Annotated in this window: 4 protein-coding genes and 1 pseudogene; 4 read left to right on the top strand and 1 reads right to left on the bottom strand. The window is 77.2% G+C overall.

What is annotated here, in order from left to right:
* Positions 1–15: 15 nt before the first annotated feature.
* A complete protein-coding gene (locus ACZ4VF_RS06940) occupies positions 16–879 on the top strand; it encodes a helix-turn-helix transcriptional regulator (RefSeq protein WP_467923581.1) in 864 nt (287 codons plus the stop codon).
* 79 nt (positions 880–958) lie between these two features.
* Here the strand turns inward: ACZ4VF_RS06940 and ACZ4VF_RS06935 are convergent, their stop codons facing one another.
* On the bottom strand, positions 959–2,218 hold the full coding sequence (locus ACZ4VF_RS06935; protein WP_467923580.1) for an MFS transporter: 1,260 nt from the start codon (positions 2,216–2,218) through the stop codon (positions 959–961).
* Positions 2,219–2,564: 346 nt separating this feature from the next.
* Here ACZ4VF_RS06935 and ACZ4VF_RS06930 point away from each other — a divergent pair.
* From ACZ4VF_RS06930 to ACZ4VF_RS06920, 3 genes and pseudogenes are all read left to right on the top strand, one after another.
* Positions 2,565–2,939 (top strand): annotated as a pseudogene (locus tag ACZ4VF_RS06930) (chorismate synthase); the annotation flags it as partial.
* On the top strand, positions 2,922–3,818 hold the full coding sequence (locus ACZ4VF_RS06925) for a methylenetetrahydrofolate reductase (protein WP_467923790.1): 897 nt from the start codon (positions 2,922–2,924) through the stop codon (positions 3,816–3,818). The pseudogene ACZ4VF_RS06930 and the gene ACZ4VF_RS06925, both read left to right, overlap by 18 nt.
* Before the next feature lie 29 nt (positions 3,819–3,847).
* Positions 3,848–21,496 (top strand): SDR family NAD(P)-dependent oxidoreductase, encoded by a 17,649-nt coding sequence (locus ACZ4VF_RS06920; protein ID WP_467923579.1) that lies wholly within the window; start codon positions 3,848–3,850, stop codon positions 21,494–21,496.
* The last annotated feature ends 44 nt before the right edge of the window (positions 21,497–21,540 follow it).

Below are 21,540 nucleotides of genomic sequence, written 5' to 3'. Positions count from 1 at the left end.
AAGGAGTCACACGCCATGTCAACTCCCGCCGCACACCAGGAACTCGGAGCGTTCCTGCGGGCTCACCGCGCCCTGCTCAAGCCGGAGGAGGTCGGCCTCCCGCCCACCTCCCGCCGCCGGACCCCCGGCCTGCGCAGGGAAGAGGTCGCCTCCCTCTCCGGGGTGAGCATCGCCTGGTACACCTGGCTGGAACAGGGCAGGGTCACCGCCTCACGGCAGGTTCTGGAGTCCGTCGGCCGGGCGCTGCGCCTCGACGACGCCGAGCTGCGCCATGTGCTGAGACTGGCCGGCTACTACGAGCCGGAGGCGAGCCCGGCCCACGGGGCCGCGAACGGGGCGGTGCAGCCCATGCTGGACTCCTGGCCGGTGAGCCCGGCCGTCCTGCTCGACCGGAACTTCGACCTGGTCGCCTGGAACGCGGCGTGGTCCGCCGTCTGGGGGGAGCCCTCGGCGGTGCCGGCCGACCGCCGCAACCTGATGTGGTTCGTCACCGCCGACGAGCGGCTGCGCGGGGCCCTGCCGGACACCGACTGGGAACCGCTCGCCATGAGCGTCTTCCAGCACTTCCGCGCCCAGGCCGGCCGGGTCCCCTCCGACGAGCGCATCGCCGCGGTGTACGGCCGGCTGGCGGCGGACGTGCCCGAGCTGAGCCACTGGTGGAGCTGCCACTCGGTGGGGGAGCTGACCAGCCGCGTCGTCACCGCCACCCCCGCCGGCGGCGAGCCGATCCGCATGTCCCTGTCGTCCCTGCGCCCGGTGGACGACCCCGCGTCGCTGATCCTGCTGTTCACGCCGGAGAGCCAGGACGACGGAGCCAGGGTGTCGGCTCTGGTGAACCGGCCCCTGCGCCGTGTCGGCCCGGCACGCAAAGCGGGCTGAAGGCGCGTCCCGTGCGGGATCGGTCGACCGCGCCTACAGCCCTGTCCCCGGGGTGGGGGAGCACTGCCCGAGCCGCAGCTCAGACCTCCTTCGGGGCTCCCACCCCGTCGACCGCCGGCCGGGCGCCGGTGTCACGCCGCAGCTGGGTGCCGACCAGCAGAGCGCCGAGGGAGGCGACCAGGGCCAGGCCGACACCGACCACGGCGGTGGCGAGGGTCAGGTCGGAGAACCGGCCGATCGCCCAGGCACCGACACCGGTACCGGCGTACATGGTCGAGGTGATCCAGGCGCTGGAGGTCGCCCGCAGCTCGGGGGCGGCCGTACCCGCCAGCGTCTGCTGATCGGTGACGAAGCCGCCGCCGGCGAAGAACCAGAGGGCGACACCCGCCAGGGAGAGGACCAGACCGGGGCCCCGGACGGTGAGCGCGACACCGGCGGCCAGCAGCAGACCCCACACGGCGAGCATCGGCAGGTGCGTACGGCCCCGGGCCCGGGCCCGGTCGCCCAGCCGGCCGCCGGCCGTGGAGCCCACGACGCTGCCGAGGCCGACGAGGACGCCGACCAGACCCAGCGCGGAGACGGACAGGTCGAAGCGCTCCGCGAGCACCGCGCCCATGAACGTGTAGGCGCCCAGGCCGGCCGCGTTGAACGCGGTGTTGACCAGCAGCGCCTTGCGCAGCGCGGGGTGACCCCAGGCGGCGAACACCGCTCCGACGCCCAGGCCGCCGGCGGCCCGGGAGGCACCGGCCGGGATCTGCTTCAGCAGCATCGGGACGACCGGCAGTGTGCCCGCGGCCATGGCCCAGAACGCGGCCCGCCAGCCGGCGGCGCCCGCCAGGAGGCTGCCCAGCGGTACACCGAGCACCTGGCCGCACGAGAAGAACGCCATGCCCAGACCCAGGGCGCGGCCGCGCACCGTGTCCTCGGTGGTCTCCGCGATGTGCGCCCAGATCGCGGGGCCCGCCGCGGCGGCCGCGAGACCGGCCAGGGCACGCGAGAGCACCAGCGGCGTCAGGTCGTCGGAGAGGGCGGCGGCGACGTTCGACAGCAGGAAGAGCGCCGAGCCCAGCAACAGCGTGCGACGGCGTCCCACGCGGTCGCTGAGCAGGCCGAGGAACGGAGCGCACACCGCGTACACGAGCACGTACGCCGTCACGCTGTACGCCGCCGACTGCTCGGAGATGCCGAGGTCGTCGGCGATCGTCGGGAGCAGCGGGGACACCAGGAACGTCTCGGTGCCGAACAGGAACAGCAGCACGAACACCGAGGCGTAGGGGCCCCAGCGGAGCCGTGCCGGGGCGGAAGCCGGGGTGGCGGGTGCGGTGGGTGGACTGTCCATGGGGGGAACTGCCTTTCGGGCGAGAGCGGTCGGGGAATTCCGGCTGCCGGCTCGACCACCTTGGCGACCCCCGCGCGGGCCAACCAGCCAGGCGTTGGTCCGGTGAGTGGAAGTAATGCCTACGGCAGCTTCGGCGAGTGCAGCCCGACTCACGCTCCGCACGGCGGTGTTGTCGTCCCCGGGGGCCCCTGGGGGAACTGACGGGGATGGCGACCTGCGGCAGCGATGCGAGGGCGTGTGATCCCCGCCTCAATCGGAGCCAGTCGCTCGAACTCGCTTTTATGATCGTCGAGATGAACGGGGGCAGCGGAGTGGGCTTACGCACGCGCCGCGGTGAGGAGCGGCCTTGAGCAGGTTGCGCTTACTGACCGCGGGGGAAACGCACGGTCCGGCACCGGTCGCGACGTGGGGGGGCCTTCCCGTCGGCGTGCCGGTCACCACGGAGACGGTGGCGGACCGCCTGGCGCGACGGCGCTCGGGGCATGGACGCGGTGCGCGGGTGACGTTCGTGCGGAACTCCGCCCGCTTAGGCCACTCGGTGTCGCTTCCCGAGGTCATGGCCACCGGGCCGGAGGCGCCGGCCCGTGACGCGCCGCCGACTCGCCCCCGTCCGGGTCGCGCCGACCTGGCGGGCCTGCGGAACCACGGCTTCGACGACACCCACGCCTCGGCTCGGGAGACCGCGAAGCGTGGGGCGCTGCACATGGTGGGCCGGGCGCACGTGAAGGAACCGGGCACGGATTCCCCAGCCACACCCCGCCGTCTGCCGGAACCGGGTCGGGCTCGCTACGCGTCGGGGTTCCCCCCACCCGAGTTACCCTTGGCCGAAAGGCCGTTACGGTCGGGATCCGCCAGGCAGCGCACCGTGGAACCGACGCACCGGATCGCCGCGGAGACCACCCTGCGCCCGGTCGCCCACCTCACCGCGGTGGGCCACTCGATGACCGAGCTCCCGCAGATCATCGGCTCCTGCGCCGCCGTCGGCGTGCACGACGTGCCGGCCCTGCGGGGCGATCCGCCGGGCGACCCGCGAGGCCCGTGGGCGCCCCACCCCGACGGCTTCACCCACGCCCGTGGACTCGCCCGCCTCACCACGGGATCAGGGAACTTCAGCGTCGGCGGGGCGGCCTTCCCCGAACGCCATCCGCGGTCGCCGGACCGGGAGAGCGAGATCCGGCACTTCGCCGCCAGGTGCCAGGCGGGCGCCGACCACACCATCACCCGGATGTTCTCCCACGCGGAGGATCACCCGCGGCTGCGCGACCGCGTCGCCGCCGCCGGCCGCGACACCCCGATCATCCCGGCGATCACGCCCGCCGGCGACGTACGGCAGATCCGGCGCCTCGTCGAACTCGGCAACGCCGCCTTCCCCGCCCCGCTCGCCGAGGCGCTGGACGGCGCACGCGACGATCCGGCCGCCGCCCACCGCGTCGGCGTGGACCACACCACCGCGCTCGGCCGGCGGCCGCTCGCCGAAGGCGCACCGGGGCCGCACCGCATCACGCTCAACCGGTCGTCCGCCGCGCTCGGCATCCACGACGACCTCGCCCCCCACCGCTCACCGGCCCCCCGGCCGGCCGCCCTGTCCCTCACCGGCTGACCGCCCAGAACACGAAAGGTCGCGTTCCCATGGACAGCGGACATCCCGAGGCGGACGCCACGCCCTCCCGCGCCGAGGACACCCCGATCGCGGTCGTCGGCGTCTCCTGCCGGCTGCCCGGTGCCTCCTCCCCGGCGGCGTACTGGCGTCTGCTCACGCAGGGAGTGGACGCCGTCGTGCCCACGCCCCCCGAGCGGTGGGGTGGCGGGCACGGGGGGTTCCTCGACTGGTCCGCCGTCACCGGGTTCGACGCGGCCTTCTTCGGGATCGGTCCGCGCGAGGCCCTGGCGATGGATCCCCAGCAGCGGCTGATGCTCGAACTGGGCTGGGAGGCCCTGGAGGACGCCCGCATCGTCCCCGGGCACCTGGCCGGCAGCCGCACCGGTGTCTTCGTCGGCGCCATCTGGGACGACTACGCGACCCTGTTGCGCCGCCAGGGCACCGACGCCGCCGGCCGGCACTGGCTGACGGGGCTCCAGCGCGGCGTCATCGCCAATCGCCTGTCCTACGGCCTGGGCCTGCGCGGACCGAGCCTGACGGTCGACTCGGCGCAGTCCTCCTCGCTGGTCGCCGTGCACCTCGCCTGCGAGAGCCTGCGCCGCGGCGAGAGCGAACTCGCCCTGGCCGGCGGGGTCAACCTGGCCCTGGCCGCGGAGAGCGCCGCCGTCTCCGAGGCGATGGGCGCCCTGTCCCCGGACGGACGCGTCCGCACCTTCGACGCCCGCGCCAACGGCTACGTGCGCGGTGAGGGCGGCGCCCTCGTCGTCCTCAAACCCCTCGGACGGGCCCTCGCCGACGGCGACCCGGTCGTGTGCGTGATCCGCGGCAGCGCGACCAACAACGACGGCGGCGGCGACAGCCTGACCGCCCCCGACCCCCGCGCCCAGGAAGAGGTCGTCCGGCAGGCCCACGCACGCGCCGGCACCCGCCCCGACGACATCCAGTACGTCGAACTCCACGGCACCGGAACGCCCGTCGGCGACCCGGTCGAGGCCGCCGCGCTCGGCGCCGCCCTGGGCCGGCCCCGCACCCCGGGCACCCCCGCGCTGCGCGTCGGGTCCGTCAAGACCAACATCGGCCACCTGGAGGGCGCCGCGGGCATCGCCGGGCTGGTCAAGGTGGCCCTCAGCCTGAAGCACCGCCGGCTCCCGCCGACCCTCCACCACGAGACCCCGAACCCCCGCATCCCGCTGGACGAGCTGAACCTGCGCGTCCAGACCGAGCTGACACCCTGGCCGGACGAACGCCGCGACCTCGTGGCGGGCGTCAGCTCCTTCGGCGTGGGCGGCAGCAACTGCCACGTGGTGCTCGCCGAGGCCCCGCCCGCCGCCCGCCCCGCGCCGCGGCAGCCCGCGACCGGCCCGCGCGAGACGGCCGCCGTGCCCTGGGTCCTGTCGGCGCGCACCGGCGAGGCGCTGCGCGAACAGGCCGCGCGCCTCGTCGGCTTCCTGACGGACCGGCCGGGCCCCGACCCGGCCGACGTCGGCCACTCCCTGGTCACCACCCGGTCGTCGTTCGAGCACCGCGCGGTCGTCGTGGGCACCGGCACCGAGGAACTCCTCGCCGGACTCACCGCCGTACGCGAGGGCCGGTCGGCCAGGAACACCGTCGTCTCCACCGGCCCGGCCGCCCGTGGCCGGACCGTCCTCGTCTTCCCCGGCCAGGGCTCCCAGTGGGCCGGGATGGGACGCCGGCTGCTCACCGACAGCGAGCCCTTCGCGCGGCGGATCGCCGCGTGCGAACAGGCCCTGTCGCCGTTCGTCGACTGGTCCCTGACCGAGGTGCTGCGGGAGGCCCCCGGCGCGCCCTCGCTGGAGCGGGTCGACGTCGTGCAGCCCGTGCTGTGGGCGGTCATGGTGTCCCTCGCGGAGGTGTGGCGGGCCCACGGAGTGACACCCGACGCGGTCGTGGGCCACTCCCAGGGCGAGATCGCCGCCGCCCAGGTGGCCGGCGTACTGACGCTGCGCGACGCCGCGAAGATCGTCGCCCTGCGCTCCCGCGCCCTCGCCCGGCTCGCGGGCACCGGCGGCATGGTCTCCCTGCCCCTGCCCGTCGCCGAGGTCGCCGACCGCATCGCCCCCTGGAGCGACCGGCTCGCCGTCGCCGCCGTCAACGGACCGTCCTCCACCGTGCTGGCGGGCGAGCGCGCCGTCCTCGACCAGCTGCTGACCGCCTACCAGGCCGAGGGGGTACGGGCACGGCGCATCGACGTCGACTACGCCTCCCACTCGCCGGGCGTCGAGGCCGTACGGGAGGAACTCCTCGACGCCCTCGCCGACATCGCCCCGCGACCCGCCGCCGGCACCGCGTTCTACTCCACCGTGACCGCGTCCCGCGTCGAGGACACCACGCGGCTGGGGGCCGAGTACTGGTACCGCAACCTGCGCCGGACTGTCCGGTTCGAGGAGACCGTCCGCGCGCTCCTCGCCGACGGCCACCGCCTGTTCGTGGAGTCCAGCCCGCACCCCGTGCTCACCGTCGGCGTCCAGGAGACCATCGACCTGGCCACCACCCCGGACGACCCGGCGGTGACGGTCGGCACCCTCCGCCGAGGCCAGGACGACCCGGTCCGGCTGCTGACCTCGTTCGCACAGGCCCACACGGCCGGGGCGGACGTGGACTGGACGCCGGTGTTCGGGGAAGCCCGGGCGGTGGACCTGCCGACGTACGGGTTCCAGCGGCGGGTGTACTGGCTGCCGGGCGAGGCGCCCGCCGGCCGGGCGACCGGCACGGCCTCCCCGGACGGGGCGCCGTCCGCCGCCTCGCCGCGGTCGCCGGCGCGGCTGCCGGCCGCGGCGACCGAGCCGGAGCGGGAGGCCCTGCTGCTGGAACTGGTCCAGGAGGAGACCGCCGCCGTGCTGGGCCACGACACGGCCGCCGCCGTCGACACCCGGCAGGACTTCAAGGCGCTCGGCTTCGACTCCGTCGCCGCGGTCGACCTGCGCAACCGCCTGAGCGCCGCGACCGGCCTGCGCCTGCCCGCCACCGCCGTCTTCGCCCACCCCACCCCGCAGGCCCTCGCCGCCCACCTCAGCGCCGCACTGCTCGGCACCGCCCCCGCCGTGGCGCCCGCCGCCGAACCGGTCCCCGTCCCCGCCGACGACCCCGTGGCCATCGTGGGGATGGCCTGCCGCTTCCCGGGCGGCGTCGAGGGCCCCGACGACCTGTGGCGGCTGGTCGCCGACGGCCGGGACGCGATCACCCCGTTCCCGGACAACCGGGGCTGGGACCTCGACGCCCTCTACCACCCCGACCCCGCGCACCCGGGCACCTCCTACACCCGGCACGGCGGATTCCTCCACGACGCCGACCGGTTCGACGCCGAGTTCTTCGGGATGTCCCCGCGCGAGGCCCGGGCGACCGACCCCCAGCAGCGGCTCCTCCTCGAAACGGCCTGGGAGGCGTTCGAACGGGCCGGAATCGACCCCGCCGCCCTGCGCGGCAGCCGCACCGGCGTCTTCACCGGTCTGATGGCATCCGACTACGGGCCCCGCCTGCACGAGGCCGGGGACGGCACCGACGGACACCTGCTCACCGGCACCGCCGGGAGCGTGGCCTCCGGACGGCTGGCCTACGTCTTCGGTCTCGAAGGCCCCGCGGTCTCCGTCGACACGGCCTGCTCCTCCTCCCTGGTCGCGCTCCATCTGGCCGTGCAGGCGCTGCGCCAGGGGGAGTGCTCGCTGGCCCTGGCGGGCGGGGTGACCGTGATGCCGAACCCCGGCACGTTCGTGGAGTTCTCCCGGCAGCGGGGGCTGGCGCCGGACGGGCGCTGCAAGGCGTTCGCGGCCGCCGCCGACGGCACCGGCTGGGGCGAGGGCGTCGGGGTCCTGCTCGTGGAGCGGCTGTCGGACGCGCGGCGCAACGGGCACCGCGTGCTCGCCGTGGTCCGCGGCTCCGCGGTCAACCAGGACGGCGCGAGCAACGGCCTCACCGCGCCGAGCGGCCCCGCCCAGGAACGGGTGATCCGTCAGGCCCTCGCCGGTGCCGGGCTGACCGCCGCCGACGTGGACGCCGTCGAGGCGCACGGCACCGGCACCCGGCTCGGCGACCCCATCGAGGCCGAGGCGATCCTCGCCACGTACGGCAGGGAACGCCCGGCCGGGCGGCCCGTGCTGCTCGGCTCGGTCAAGTCCAACATCGGCCATCCGCAGGCCGCCGCGGGCGTCGCCGGCGTCATCAAGATGGTGATGGCGATGCGGCACGGCGTGCTCCCCCGGACGCTGCACGTAGACGAGCCGTCGCCCCACGTGGACTGGTCGGCCGGCGCGGTCGCGCTGCTGACCGAGAACACCCCCTGGCAGAAGACGGACGGGCCGCGGCGGGCGGCGGTGTCCTCGTTCGGGATCAGCGGCACCAACGCGCACGTGATCCTGGAGGAGCCGGTGGGGGAGCCGGAAGCCGGCGGGGCGGGGGAGACCGGGGGGTCCGGGGGCTCCGCGGGTGCCGTGGCTTCGGTGGAACCGGTGGCGCCCGTGGGTCCGGTGGAGTCGGTGGCGTCGGCGGGTTCCGGGGATACGGCGGAGCCCGCGGCGTCGCCGGGTCCCCTGGAGACGCTGCCGTTCGTGCTGTCGGCCAAGCACCCCGACGCCCTGCGCGAGCTGGCGCTGCGGCTCTCCCGGCACCTGACGGCCGCGCACCCGCCGCGTCCGGTGGACGTCGCGTACACCCTGGCGACGGCCCGGTCGCTGTTCGAACACCGGGCCGTGGTGCTGGGCAGCGGCCGCGAGGAGCTCCTCGCGGGCCTGGCCGCCGTCGCCGACGGCGCCCAGGGCGTGGTGGCGCCGGCGACGGAGGGGGACGCCGGTGCCGTACCCGGGCTGGTGGCGTCCGCCGCGGAGGACGTCGTCCAGGGCGTCGGCGTGGACTGGGACGTCCTCTTCGCCGGCAGCGGCGCGCGCCCGGCCGAGCTGCCCGTCTACCCCTTCCGCAAGGAACGGCACTGGCTCGACACCCCCGCCCCCCGCACCGGCACCCCCGCGTCCGCCGCGCCGGACGCGGAACGACGGTTCTGGGCAGCGGTGGAGCAGGGCGACCCCCGGGCACTCGCGGACGAACTCGGGCTCCACGACCCCGGCACGGCCGGTGACGGGGGCGCGTCCGGCGGCCTTGGCGACGGCGGTACGTCCGCCGGCCCCGGAGCCCCCACCGCCACCGGCGCCACCGCGTTGACCGCCGCCCTCCCCCTGCTGTCCCGCTGGTACAGCGGGCGGCAGGCCGAGAGCGTCGTGGACGGGCTGCGGTACCGGATCGGCTGGCGGCGGCTCGGGCCCGTTCCGGCCGCCGTGGTCCGCGGGACGTGGCTCGTGGTGCTGCCCGGTGGGACCCCGCCCGGTCCGTGGGCCGAGGCGGCGGTGCGGGCCCTCACCGCCCACGGCGCCGGCGTCCGGGAGGTCCGTCTCACCCCCGGTGCCGACCGTACGGCCGTAGGGGAGCTGCTCCGGCCGCACGTGGAGGCCGACGAGCCGGCCGGGATCCTGCTGCTGCCGGCCCCCGAGCCGGGGCGTTCGGTCGGGCACCCGCACCTGCCGGCCGGGCCGGCCCGTCTGCTCGCCGTCGTCCAGGCCCTCGGCGATCTGGAGGTGGCCGCCCCTCTCTGGTGCGCCACCACGGGAGCCGTCGGCACCGGCCCCGACGACCCGGTGCGCGACGCCGGACAGGCCCAGCTGTGGGGGCTGGGGCGGATCGCCGCGCTGGAGCACCCCGAGCGGTGGGGCGGCCTCCTCGACCTGCCCGAACACCCCGACGACGCCTCGGCCGAGCACCTGGGCCGTGTGCTCGCCGGTGCCGCGGGCGCCGAGGACCAGGTGGCGGTACGGCCGTACGGCGTACTGGCCCGCCGCCTGGAGCACGCCCCGGCCAGGGCGGCCGCCCGCCGGCCCTGGCGGACCCGCGGTACCGCGCTGGTCACCGGGGGCACGGGCGCGCTGGGCGGCCAGGTCGCGCGGTGGCTGGCCGCGGCCGGCGCCGAGCATCTGCTGCTGGTGAGCCGGAGCGGCGAACGGGCGGCGGGTGCCGGGGAGTTGCGCGCCGAACTCCAGGCGCTCGGGGCGCGCGTCACGTTCGCCGCGTGCGACGCCGCCGATCGCGACGCCCTCGGCGCCGTACTCGCCGCGATACCGGCGGACCTGCCCCTCACCACCGTGGTGCACGCGGCCGGGCAGCTCGACGACGCCCTGCTCGACACGCTGACCCCGGCCCAGCTGGGGCGGGCGCTCGGCGCCAAGGCGACGGCGGCCCGCAACCTGGACGAGCTGACCCGGGACCGGGACCTGACCGCGTTCGTCCTCTTCTCCTCCGTGGCCGCCACCTGGGGCCTGCCCGGACAGGGCGGATACGCGCCCGGCAACGCCTTCCTCGACGCCCTCGCCGAACGCCGGCGAGCCGAGGGCCTGCCCGCCACCTCCCTCGCCTGGGGCGCCTGGGACGGCGCCGGAATGGCCGAGGGCACGGCCGTGGCCCGGGAGTTCGCCCGCATCGGCCTGGGACGGATCCGCCCCCAGGAGGGCCTCGACGCGCTGGGCCGGGCCCTCGCGAACGAGGACGTCTGCGTCACCGTGGCACGGGTCGACTGGGACACCTTCCTGCCCGCCGCCGCGGCGGCCCGTCCACGCCCCCTGTTCGACACGCTCCCCGAGGCCCGCAGGGCGGCCGCCGCCCCCCAGCGGCCCTCCGCCGCCGACCTGGCACGGAGACTGACCGGTCTCGGCGCGGCGGAGCGCGAGGAGGAGGTGGCCGCCGTCGTCCGCCGGACCGTCACCGCCGTGCTCGGCTTCGACTCCACGCGGCGGATCCGCGACCGGCGCACCTTCCACGAACTCGGCCTGACCTCCCTCACGGCGGTGGACCTGCGCAACCGGCTGGGCGCCGCCACCGGCCTGAGGCTGCCGACGACCCTCGTCTTCGACCACCCCACGCCCCGGGCCGTCACCCGGTTCGTCCTCGGCCTGCTCACCGGCGAGGACGCCACCGCCCCGGACCGCTCCACCCGCCCGGACGCCCCGCACCCGGACGCCCCGCGCACCGCCGGCCCCGCCGAGCCGATCGCCATCGTCGGCATGGCCTGCCGGTACCCGGGCGCGGTGACCTCGCCCGAGGAACTGTGGGAGCTCGTCGCGTCCGGAGGCGACGCGATCGGCGAGATGCCGCGCGACCGGGGCTGGGACCTGGACCGGCTCTTCCACCCGGAACCGGGCCGGCCCGGCACCACGTACACCCGCAGCGGTGGATTCCTGTACGACGCCGCCGACTTCGACGCCGAGTTCTTCGGCATCAGCCCGCGTGAGGCGCTCGCGACGGACCCCCAGCAGCGTCTGCTGCTGGAGACCGGCTGGGAGGCCGTCGAGCGGGCCGGGATCGATCCGGCCGCCCTGCGCGGCACGGACACCGGCGTCTACGTCGGCGCGTCCGCCGGCGAGTACGGCCCGCGCCTGGCCGACCCGGCCGGCGGCGCCGACGGCTACGCCCTCACCGGCGGCGCCGCCAGCGTGATCTCCGGCCGGCTCGCCTACACGCTCGGACTCGAAGGCCCCGCGGTCTCCGTCGACACCGCCTGCTCCTCCTCGCTCGTCGCGCTCCACCTGGCCGCGCAGGCACTGCGCCAGGGGGAGTGCTCGCTGGCCCTGGCCGGCGGCGTCACGGTCATGTCCGGCCCCGGGGTGTTCCTGGAGTTCTCCCGGCAGCGGGGGCTGGCGCCGGACGGGCGCTGCAAGGCCTTCGCGGCCGCCGCCGACGGCACCGGCTGGGCCGAGGGCGTCGGCGTGCTGGTGCTGGAACGGCTGTCGGACGCCCGGCGCAACGGGCACCGCGTGCTCGCCGTGGTCCGCGGCTCCGCCGTCAATCAGGACGGCGCGAGCAACGGCCTCACCGCGCCCAACGGCCCCTCCCAGGAACGCGTCATCCGCCAGGCCCTCGCCGGTGCCGGGCTGACCGCCGCCGACGTGGACGCCGTCGAGGCGCACGGCACCGGCACCCGGCTCGGCGACCCCATCGAGGCGCAGGCGATCCTCGCGACCTACGGCCGCGGCCGCAACCCCGAGCGGCCCGTCCGCCTCGGCTCGCTGAAGTCCAACATCGGACACTCCCAGGCCGCCGCCGGCGTCGCGGGCGTCATCAAGATGGTGATGGCGATGCGGCACGGCGTGCTGCCCGGCACGCTCCACGTGGACGAGCCGACACCACACGTGGACTGGTCGGCCGGCGCGGTCGCGCTGCTGACCGGGAACACCCCCTGGGAGAAGGCGGACGGACCGCGCAGGGCGGCCGTGTCCTCCTTCGGGATGAGCGGCACCAACGCCCACGTCATCCTCGAAGAGCCCGGTCCCCGGCCCGCCGACGCCTCCTCGCCCGCGCCGTCCGGCGGCCCGGACACCGTCCCCTGGACGCTCTCCGCACGCACCCCCGGCGCGCTGCGCGCCCTGGCCGCCCGGCTGACGCACGCCGTGACGCGGAGCCCCGGCACCGCCGACCCGCTCGCCGTCGCCCGCGCCCTCGCCACCACCCGCTCGGCGTTCGAGTACCGCGCCGTGGTGCTCGGCGGCAGCCGCGAGGAGCTCCTCGCGGGCCTGACCGACGTCGCCGCCGGCGCCCAGGGCGTGGTGGCGCCGGCCGCCGAGGGCGGCGTGCCCGCAGCCGGGCCGGTGGCGGAGGCCGCCGCGGACTTCGCCCGGGGCGGCGAGGTGGACTGGACGGCGGTCCTCGGCCGCGCCGACGGGCCGCCGGCGGAGCTGCCCACCTACCCCTTCCAGCACAAGCGGTACTGGCTGGACGCCCCCGCCGCCCCGGCCGCACCCGGCGCCGGCCGGCCGCTGGACCACCCGCTGCTGTCCTCGGTCGTCCACCTGGCGGGCACCGGCGACCACGTGTTCACCGGCCGCCTCGCCGGCCGGGCGCACCCGTGGCTGGAGGACCACCAGGTCGCCGGAACCGTGCTGCTGCCGGGCACCGCCTTCGTCGAACTCGCGCTGCGCGCCGGCACCCACCTCGGCTGCGACACCCTGCACGAACTCAGCCTGACCGCCCCGCTCCTCGCCCCGCCCTCCGCCGGCATCGCGCTCCAGGTGTCCGTCGGCACCCCCGACGAGACGGGCCGCCGCCCCGTGCGGATCTTCTCCCGTCCCGAGGACGCGGACGCCGACCAGCCCTGGACCCGGCACGCCGACGGTGTGCTCGGCACCGCCACGGAGCCCGGCGAGGGAACGGAGTCCGGCGAGGGAACGGGAGACCCCGGCGCGTGGCCGCCGCCCGGCGCGTCGCCCGTCGCCGTCGGCGACCTCTACGAGCGGCTGGCCCGCCGCGGCTACGGCTACGGCCCCGCGTTCCAGGGTCTGTCGCGGGCCTGGCGGCACGGCGACGACGTCCTCGCCGAGGTGGCCCTGGCCGACACCGAGGCGGCCGAGGCCGACCGCTACGGGCTGCACCCCGCCCTGCTCGACGCCGCCCTGCACACCATCGCCCTCGCGGCCGGCGGGACCGACGACACCCCGGCCGTGCTGCCGTTCACCTGGCAGGAGGTGTCCGTCACGACCCGCGGACCCGCCGCCCTGCGGGTACGGCTGGCGATGACCGGACCGGCGCGGGCCGCGCTGACCGCGTACGACGAGGAAGGACGCCCGGTGGCGGCCATCGGCTCCGTCGTCCTGCGCCCCGTACCCGACGACCTGACGGCCGGCCCGCCCGCCGGGGCGACGGCGCTGTACCGCCTGGACTGGCCGGCCGCCCCCCTCGCGCCCACACCCGACGGGGACGCCGGACCCCGCACGGCCCTGCTCGCCCCGGACACCACCCCGCTGCCCACGGCCCCGGCCACCGGCACACCGATGCCCCGCTACCCCGACCTCACCGCCCTGCGCACCGCGATCACCGCGGGCGCTCCGGTCCCGGACCTCGTCCTGGCCGGCGTGGTACCCCATGGCGCAGGAGCCGAGGGGCCCGGCGGTGTCGCGCCTGACCCCGCCCCCGCCGAGGCGCTCCCCGGTGCGGCGGCCGAGACGGTCGCCCGTGTCCTGGAGCTCGTCCAGGAGTGGCTCGCCGACGACCGGCTGGGCAGCGCCCGGCTGGTGCTGGTGACCCGGGCGGCCGTGGCGGTGTCCGCGGCCGAGCCGGCCGACCCCGCCGGAGCCGCCGTCTGGGGCCTGCTGCGCTCCGCGCAGACCGAGCACCCAGGCCGCTTCGTGCTCGCCGACGTGGACGGCACGGAGGCCTCGGCACGCGCGCTGGTGTCCGCGGCGGCCGGCGACGAACCCCAACTGGCCCTGCGGAACGGCACACCGCACGTCCCCCGCCTGGTCCGGCACGGCGCGCCGGCGCGGCCGGCCGCCCCGGTGTTCGACCCGGACGGCACCGTCCTCGTCACCGGCGGCACGGGCCTGCTGGGCCGGCTCGTCGCCCGCCACCTGGTGACCGAGCACGGCGTACGCCACCTGCTGCTGGTCAGCCGGAGCGGTGAGAACGCACCCGGCGCCGGGGAACTGCGGGCCGAACTCACCGGGCACGGCGCCCGGGTGACCGTGGCCGCGTGCGACCTGGCCGACGGCGACGCCCTGGCCGCGCTGTGGGCGGCGCTCCCGGCCGCACACCCGCTGACGGCCGTGGTGCACGCCGCCGGCGTGCTGGACGACGGCCCGGTCGGATCGCTGACGCCCGAGCGCCTGCACCGCGTGCTGCGCCCGAAGGCCGACGCGGCCTGGCGGCTGCACGAGCTGACCCGAGGCCTCGACCTGTCCGCCTTCGTGCTGTTCTCGTCCGCCGCCGGGGTGCTCGGCTCGGCCGGGCAGGGCAACTACGCGGCGGCCAACGCCTTCCTCGACGCCCTCGTCGCCCACCGCCGGGCCCAGGGCCTGCCCGCCACCTCACTGGCCTGGGGGCTGTGGGAGGAGCGCAGCGCGCTGACCGCCGGACTCGACGGCACCGATGTGCGGCGCCTCGCACGGACCGGGGTCCGGCCGCTGACGACCGAGGACGGGCTCGCGCTCCTCGACGCGGCCCTCGCCGCCGACGAGCCCGCCCTGGTACCGGCGCACCTGGACCGCGGCCCCGGTCAGGCGGCGGCCGGCCCGCTGCCGGCACCGCTGCGCGCACTGCCGCGCCCCGCCGCGCCCGGCCGCCCGCGCCGCTCCCGGCGGACGGCCGCCCCGGCCGGCGCGTTCGCCGAGCGGGTGCGCGCCATGACCGGGACCGAGCGCCTGCGCGTCCTGGCCGGCCTGGTGCGCGAGGAGTCCGCCGCCGTGCTCGGCCTGGACCCGATGGACGACACGCACGACACACGGGCCTTCGCCGACCTGGGGATGGACTCCCTCACCGGGCTCGAACTGCGCAACAGACTGGCCGCGCTGACCGGGCTCACCCTCCCCGCCGGGCTGGTGTTCGACCAGCCCACACCGGGCGAGCTGGCCGGGTGGCTGGCGGCCGAACTCCTCGGCTCCGACGCCCCCGAACCCGGCCCGGCCCGGCAGCCCGCCCGGGCCGCCGACGACGAGCCCATCGCGATCGTCGCCATGGCCTGCCGCTACCCCGGCACCCCCGACACCGGCGACATCACCACCCCCGACGCCCTCTGGGCACTGGTGGCGGCCGGAGCCGACACCGTCGGCGACATGCCGCACGACCGGGGCTGGAACGTGGAAGAGCTGTACGACCCCGAGCCGGGCCGCCCGGGCCGCACCTACACCCGCCGGGGCGCGTTCCTGCGCGGCGCCGCCGACTTCGACGCCGACTTCTTCGGCATCAACCCGCGCGAGGCCCTCGCCATGGACCCCCAGCAGCGGCTGCTCCTCCAGGCCGGCTGGGAGGCCGTCGAACGGGCCGGCATCGACCCGGCCACCCTGCGCGGCACCCGCAGCGGGGTCTTCGCCGGCGTCATGTACCACGACTACGGCTCCTGGGCGCGCCGCGTGCCCGAGGAGGTCGCCGGCTACCTCGGCTCCGGCACGGCGGGCAGCGTGGCGTCGGGCCGGGTGGCGTACACCCTGGGCCTGGAAGGCCCCGCCGTGTCCGTCGACACCGCCTGCTCCTCCTCGCTGGTGGCGCTGCACCTGGCGGTGCAGTCCCTCCGCTCGGGCGAGAGCGACCTGGCGCTGGCCGGGGGTGTGACGGTGATGTCGACGCCCACGCCCTTCATCGAGTTCTCCCGCCAGCGCGGGCTCGCCGCCGACGGGCGCTGCAAGCCGTTCGCCGCGGCCGCCGACGGCACCGGCTGGGGCGAGGGCGTCGGCGTCCTCCTCCTGGAGCGGCTGTCGGACGCCCGTGCCCACGGCCACCCCGTGCTCGCCGTGGTGCGCGGCACCGCCGTCAACCAGGACGGCGCGAGCAACGGGCTGACCGCGCCCAACGGCCCCTCCCAGGAGCGGGTGATCCGCCAGGCGCTCACCGCCGCCGGACTGACCGCCACCGACGTGGACGCCGTCGAGGCGCACGGCACCGGCACCTCGCTGGGCGACCCGATCGAGGCCGAGGCGCTCCTCGCGGTCTACGGCGAGGGCCGCCCGCCGGAGCGGCCCCTGCTCCTGGGGTCGGTCAAGTCCAACCTCGGCCACACCCAGGCCGCCGCGGGCGTCGCCGGCGTCATCAAGATGGTGATGGCCATGCGGCACGGCGCCCTGCCGAAGACCCTGCACCTCGACGAGCCGACACCGCACGTCGACTGGTCCTCCGGCGCGGTACGGCTGCTCGACGAGAGCGTGCCCTGGCCGGCGACGGGCCGGCCCCGGCGGGCCGGTGTCTCCTCCTTCGGCATCAGCGGCACCAACGCCCACGTCATCCTCGAACAGGCCCCGCCGGAACCGGCCGCCGCCCGGCGCCCGCACGCCCTGCGGCCCCCGCAGCCGCCGGGGCCGGCGGCCGCCGGCGAGACCGTGCCCTGGCTGCTGTCGGCCCGCAGCGCCGAGGGACTGCGCGCCCAGGCCGTGCGGCTGCGGCAGCGCCTCGCCGAGCGCCCCGACCTGCGCCCGGTCGACGTCGGCTACTCGCTGGCCACCGGCCGCACCGCCTTCGAGCACCGGGCGGCACTCGTCGGCGCCGGCCGCGAGGACCTCCTGGAGCGGCTGGACGAGCTGTGCTCCGGGGACGACGGGGACGGCCCGGCGCAGGGCCGTGCCGCCGGGGGCCGACTGGCCTTCCTGTTCGCGGGACAGGGCAGCCAGCGCCTCGGCATGGGCCGTCGGCTGCGCGCCCGGTACCCCGTCTTCGCCGAGGCGTTCGACGCGGTCCGCGCGGAGCTGGACCGCCACCTGGCACGGCCGCTGCGCGAGGTCGTCGACGCGGAGGACGACACGGAGGAGTCGGCGCTGCTCGACACCACCGAGTACGCCCAGCCGGCCCTCTTCGCGGTCGAGGTGGCCCTGTTCCGGCTGCTCGACCACTGGGGTGTCCGCCCCGACGTGCTGGCCGGGCACTCCGTCGGCGAACTGGCCGCCGCCCACGTCGCCGGCGTGCTGAGCCTGCCCGACGCGGCCGCGCTGGTGGCCGCCCGGGGCCGGCTCATGCAGTCCCTGCCGCCGGGCGGGGCGATGGTCGCGGTGGGCGCCCCCGAGTCGGAGGTGCTGCCCCTGCTCACCGAGCACGTCGCGATCGCCGCCGTCAACGGCCCGGCCGCGGTGGTGCTGTCCGGGCGGACCGAGGACGTCGTCGCGGTCGCGGACCGGCTGGACGAGCGCGGGCACCGGGTCACCCGGCTGCGGGTCAGCCACGCCTTCCACTCGCCCCGGATGGAGCCGATGCTCGCCGACCTGCGCGCCGTGGCCAAGGGCCTGACGTTCCATCCGCCGCGGATCCCCCTCGTGTCCACGGTGACCGGACAGCCGGCGACCGCCGAGGAGCTGACCTCACCGGCGTACTGGACCGAACAGGCACGCCGGCCCGTCCGCTTCCACGACGCGGTACGACGACTGGTGCGGGACGGCGCGCGGACCCTGCTGGACGTCGGGCCCGACGGCTCGCTCGCCGGTCTCGCCGCGGGCGCCGGGGACCCGGGCGTGGCGGCCGTCCCCGCACTGCGCCGGGACCGCCCCGAGACGGAGACACTGGCCGACGCCCTCGGCCGGCTGTACGTCCGCGGGGTCGCGGTCGACTGGGAGGCGTACTTCACCGGGACCGGCGCCCGGCGCGTGGACCTGCCGACGTACGCGTTCCGGCCGGAGCGGTTCTGGCTGCCCGCCGCGGCGGAGCCGTCCGCCCCGGACCTCGCGCACTCCGGACTCGACGCCCCCGGCCACCCGCTGCTGGGAGCCTGCGTCGAACTCCCGGACACCGACGAACTGGTGCTCACCGGCGCGCTGTCGACCGACACGCACCCGTGGCTGGCCGGCCACCGGGTGCGCGGCGAGATCCTGCTGCCCGGCGCCGCCTTCGTCGAACTCGCCCGCCACGCCGGAGCCCGGCTCGGCTGCGGCCACCTCGCCGACCTGACCCTGCACACCCCCCTCGTCGTGCCCGCCCACGGGGCCGTGCAGCTGCGGGTACGGGTGAGCGGGCCCGCCGACGACGGCCGACGCCGGCTGACGGTCCACGCCCGCCGCGCCGGCGCCGCGCCCACGGAACCGTGGACCCGGCACGCCACCGGCCTGCTGGCCCGGCCCGCACCCGCCGGGGACCGCCCGCCCGCCGGCGCCTGGCCGCCGCCCGGCTCGGTACCGGTGCCGGTCGAGGGCCTGTACGGCGAACTGTCCGCGACCGGAGTGGAGTACGACGGCCCGTTCCGCGGACTGCGCGCGGCCTGGCTGCACGACGGCGACGTCCTCGCCGAGGTGGCGCTGCCGGAGGAGGCCGCCCAGGACGCCGTACGGTTCGGCCTCCACCCCGCCCTGCTGGACGCGGCCCTGCACGCCGCGGCCCTGCTCGCGCCGCGCGGCGGCGACGCCCCCGGCCCGCGCCTGCCGTTCGCCTGGTCCGACGTGGCGCTGCCCGCCGACGGCCCGGACCGACTCCGGGTACGGCTCACGGCACGCGGCGACGCCCTGACGCTCCGCTTCACGGACGCGGCCGGACACCCCGCCGGCACCATCGGCTCACTCCTGCTGCGCCCGACCGCCACGGCGGCCGAACGGCCCCCGTCCCTCTACGAACTGCACTGGCCCCCCGTCCCCACAGGCCCGGCCCCGACGGGAACGAGCCCGGTGGCCCTGCTGGACGCCGTACGGGCGGACGGTGCGGACGCCGTGCCGGGTGCCGGGGCGGTGGGCGGTCCGGAGGGGGTGCCGGGTGCCGGGGCGGTCGGTGGTCTGGACACTGCGCCGGGTGCCGTGAGGCTGGACGGCCGGGACACGGTCCCGGGTGCCGTGCCGGTGGACGGTGCGGATGGTGAGCCCGGTGTGGCACGGGTGGCCGGCTCGGCCGGGGTGCCGGGTGCCGGGGCGGTCGGTGGCCCGGACGCGGCGCCGGAGCGCGTGTCGGCGGATGGTCCGGCCGCCGTGCCGGGAGCCGTCCGGTACGCCGGCCTCGACGCCCTGCTCGCGGCGCTCGACGGGGGTGCGGCGGCACCGGAGCTGCTCCTCGCGCCGGTTGGCACCGGGGCCCTGGACGCGGACGTCACCGCACGTGCCCGCGCCGCCCTGAACACGGCCGTCGGCCTGCTGCGGCGCTGGTCGGCGGAGCCGCGGCTGGCCGCCACCCGCCTGGTGCTGCTGACCCGCGGCGCGGTGGCCGCCGTACCCGGTGACCCGGCACCCGACCCGGCGGCCGCCGCGGTGTGGGGCCTCGGACGCTCGGCGCAGGGCGAACACCCCGGCCGGGTCGTCCTCGTGGACACGGACGACGACCCCGCCTCGACCGCCGTACTCCCGGGGGCCCTTCAGACCGGCGAGCACCAGATCGCCCTGCGCACCGGCACCGTCACCGCCCCCCGGCTCACCCCCACCCGGAACGGGCCCGCATCCGCGCCGACGGGGTCCGCCGCCGAGCCGACGGGCTCCGTTCCCTCCCCGGCCGTTCCCGTTCCCTCCGCGACCGGGAACGCGCCCTCCCCGGCCGAGTCTGCTCCCTCCCCGACCGGGAACCCGCCCTCCCCGGCCGAGTCCGCTCCCGCGTCGGCCGGGCTCGCTCCCGCGTCGGCCGGGCTCGCTCCCGCGCCGGCCGGGGACGTCACCGCGTCGGCCGGATCCGCTCCCGCGTCGTCGGGGTCCGTTCCCTCGCCGAACGCTCCTTCGGCTGCGCCGGCCGCTCCCGTTACTTCCCCGGCCGCTCCCGTTCCCTCCCCGACCGGGCACGTTCCCTCCCCGACCGGGCACGCTCCCTCCCCGACCGGGCACGCTCCCGCGTCGGCTGGGCACGTTCCCTCCCCGGCCGGGCACGCTCCCGCGGCGGCCGGGTCCCTCCCCGCGGCGGCCGGGTCCGCTCCCGGTGCTGACGAGCCCGCCACCGCCCCTGCCCGACCCGCCGCCCCCCTCCCTCCCTTCGACCCCGCCGGTACCGTCCTGGTCACCGGTGGCACCGGGGGGCTGGGTGCGCTGGTCGCCCGGCATCTCGTCTCCGCGCACGGCGTGCGGCACCTGCTGCTGGCCGGGCGGCGCGGGGAGGCGGCGCCGGGGGCGTCGCGGCTGGCCGCCGAGCTGGCCGGGGCCGGCGCCGACGTGCGCGTCGCCGCCTGTGACGTGTCCGATCGCGGCGCCCTCGCCCGGCTCCTCGACTCCGTGCCGGCCGACCGGCCCCTCACGGCCGTGGTGCACTGCGCGGCGGTGCTGGACGACGGGGTGCTGGAGTCGCTCACACCCGAGCGCGTGGACCGGGTCCTGCGGGCGAAGGCCGACGCGGCCTGGTACCTGCACGAGCTGACCGCGGACCGGAAGCTCGGCGCGTTCGTGCTCTTCTCGTCCGTCGCCGGTGTCCTCGGCGCCGCCGGGCAGGGCAACTACGCGGCCGCCAACGCCTTCCTCGACGCCCTCGCCTCGCTGCGCCGCGCCCAGGGCCTGCCCGGTACGGCGCTTGCCTGGGGCTGGTGGGGCGGCGCGGAGGGCATGGCGGGCGGACTCGGCGCCGCCGACCGGACCCGGCTGGCCAGGACGGGCGTCGCCGCCTTCGCCCCCGCGGAGGCGCTCGCCCTGTTCGACACGGCCCTCGGCCGGGAGACGGCGGTGCTCGTGCCGGTCCGCCTGGACACCGAAGCCCTGCGGGAGCGGGCCCGGCAGGGAACGCTCCCGCCGGTCCTGCGGGAGCTGGTCGCCGACCCGTCACCGGCCCCCGGGAACCTGGCGCCGGTCGCCGAGGGCCGGGCCCCGTCGCCCGCCGACCGGGCTCCGGAGACCGCGCCGTGGCGTGAACGGCTGCGGGACACCGGCCCCGGGCAGCGCGAGGACGTACTGCTCACCCTGGTGCGCCGCGAGGTGGCCAGGGTCCTCGGCAGGCCGTCCCCCGCGGGCGTGGACGCCCACGACCGGTTGCTCGACCTGGGCTTCGACTCCCTCACGGCCGTGGAACTCCGCAACCGGCTCGGTGAACTGACCGGCCTGGACCTGCCCACCACGCTGGTCTTCGACCACCCGACACCCGCCCGTCTGGCCGGTCACCTGTCGGCCTCCCTGGCGGACACCACCGGCTCCCGGCCGACCGGACGGGACCCGGTCGAGGCGGCGCCGAAGCACTCCCCGGCCCCGGTGGGGGAGGACGGCGGTCTGGCCGACGCCACCACCGCCGACGAACTCCTGGCCTTCATCGACAAGAACCTCAGAAGGCCTGACGTCGGAAGGCCATGACGTCGGAAGGCCCCGATCGCAGAAGGTCCTGACCGCCCCGACAA

Source organism: Streptomyces sp. NPDC029151 (genome assembly GCF_055564315.1).
Note: the sequence above shows the minus strand (reverse complement) of the source record. Positions and strands in the feature narration are given on the sequence as shown.

Bases quoted from the DNA above. Each gene is read 5' to 3' on its own strand.
- ACZ4VF_RS06940 (WP_467923581.1), top strand. From the start codon at position 16: ATGTCAACTCCCGCCGCACACCAGGAACTCGGAGCGTTCCTGCGGGCT.
- ACZ4VF_RS06935 (WP_467923580.1), bottom strand. From the start codon at position 2,218: ATGGACAGTCCACCCACCGCACCCGCCACCCCGGCTTCCGCCCCGGCA.
- ACZ4VF_RS06925 (WP_467923790.1), top strand. From the start codon at position 2,922: ATGGTGGGCCGGGCGCACGTGAAGGAACCGGGCACGGATTCCCCAGCC.
- ACZ4VF_RS06920 (WP_467923579.1), top strand. From the start codon at position 3,848: ATGGACAGCGGACATCCCGAGGCGGACGCCACGCCCTCCCGCGCCGAG.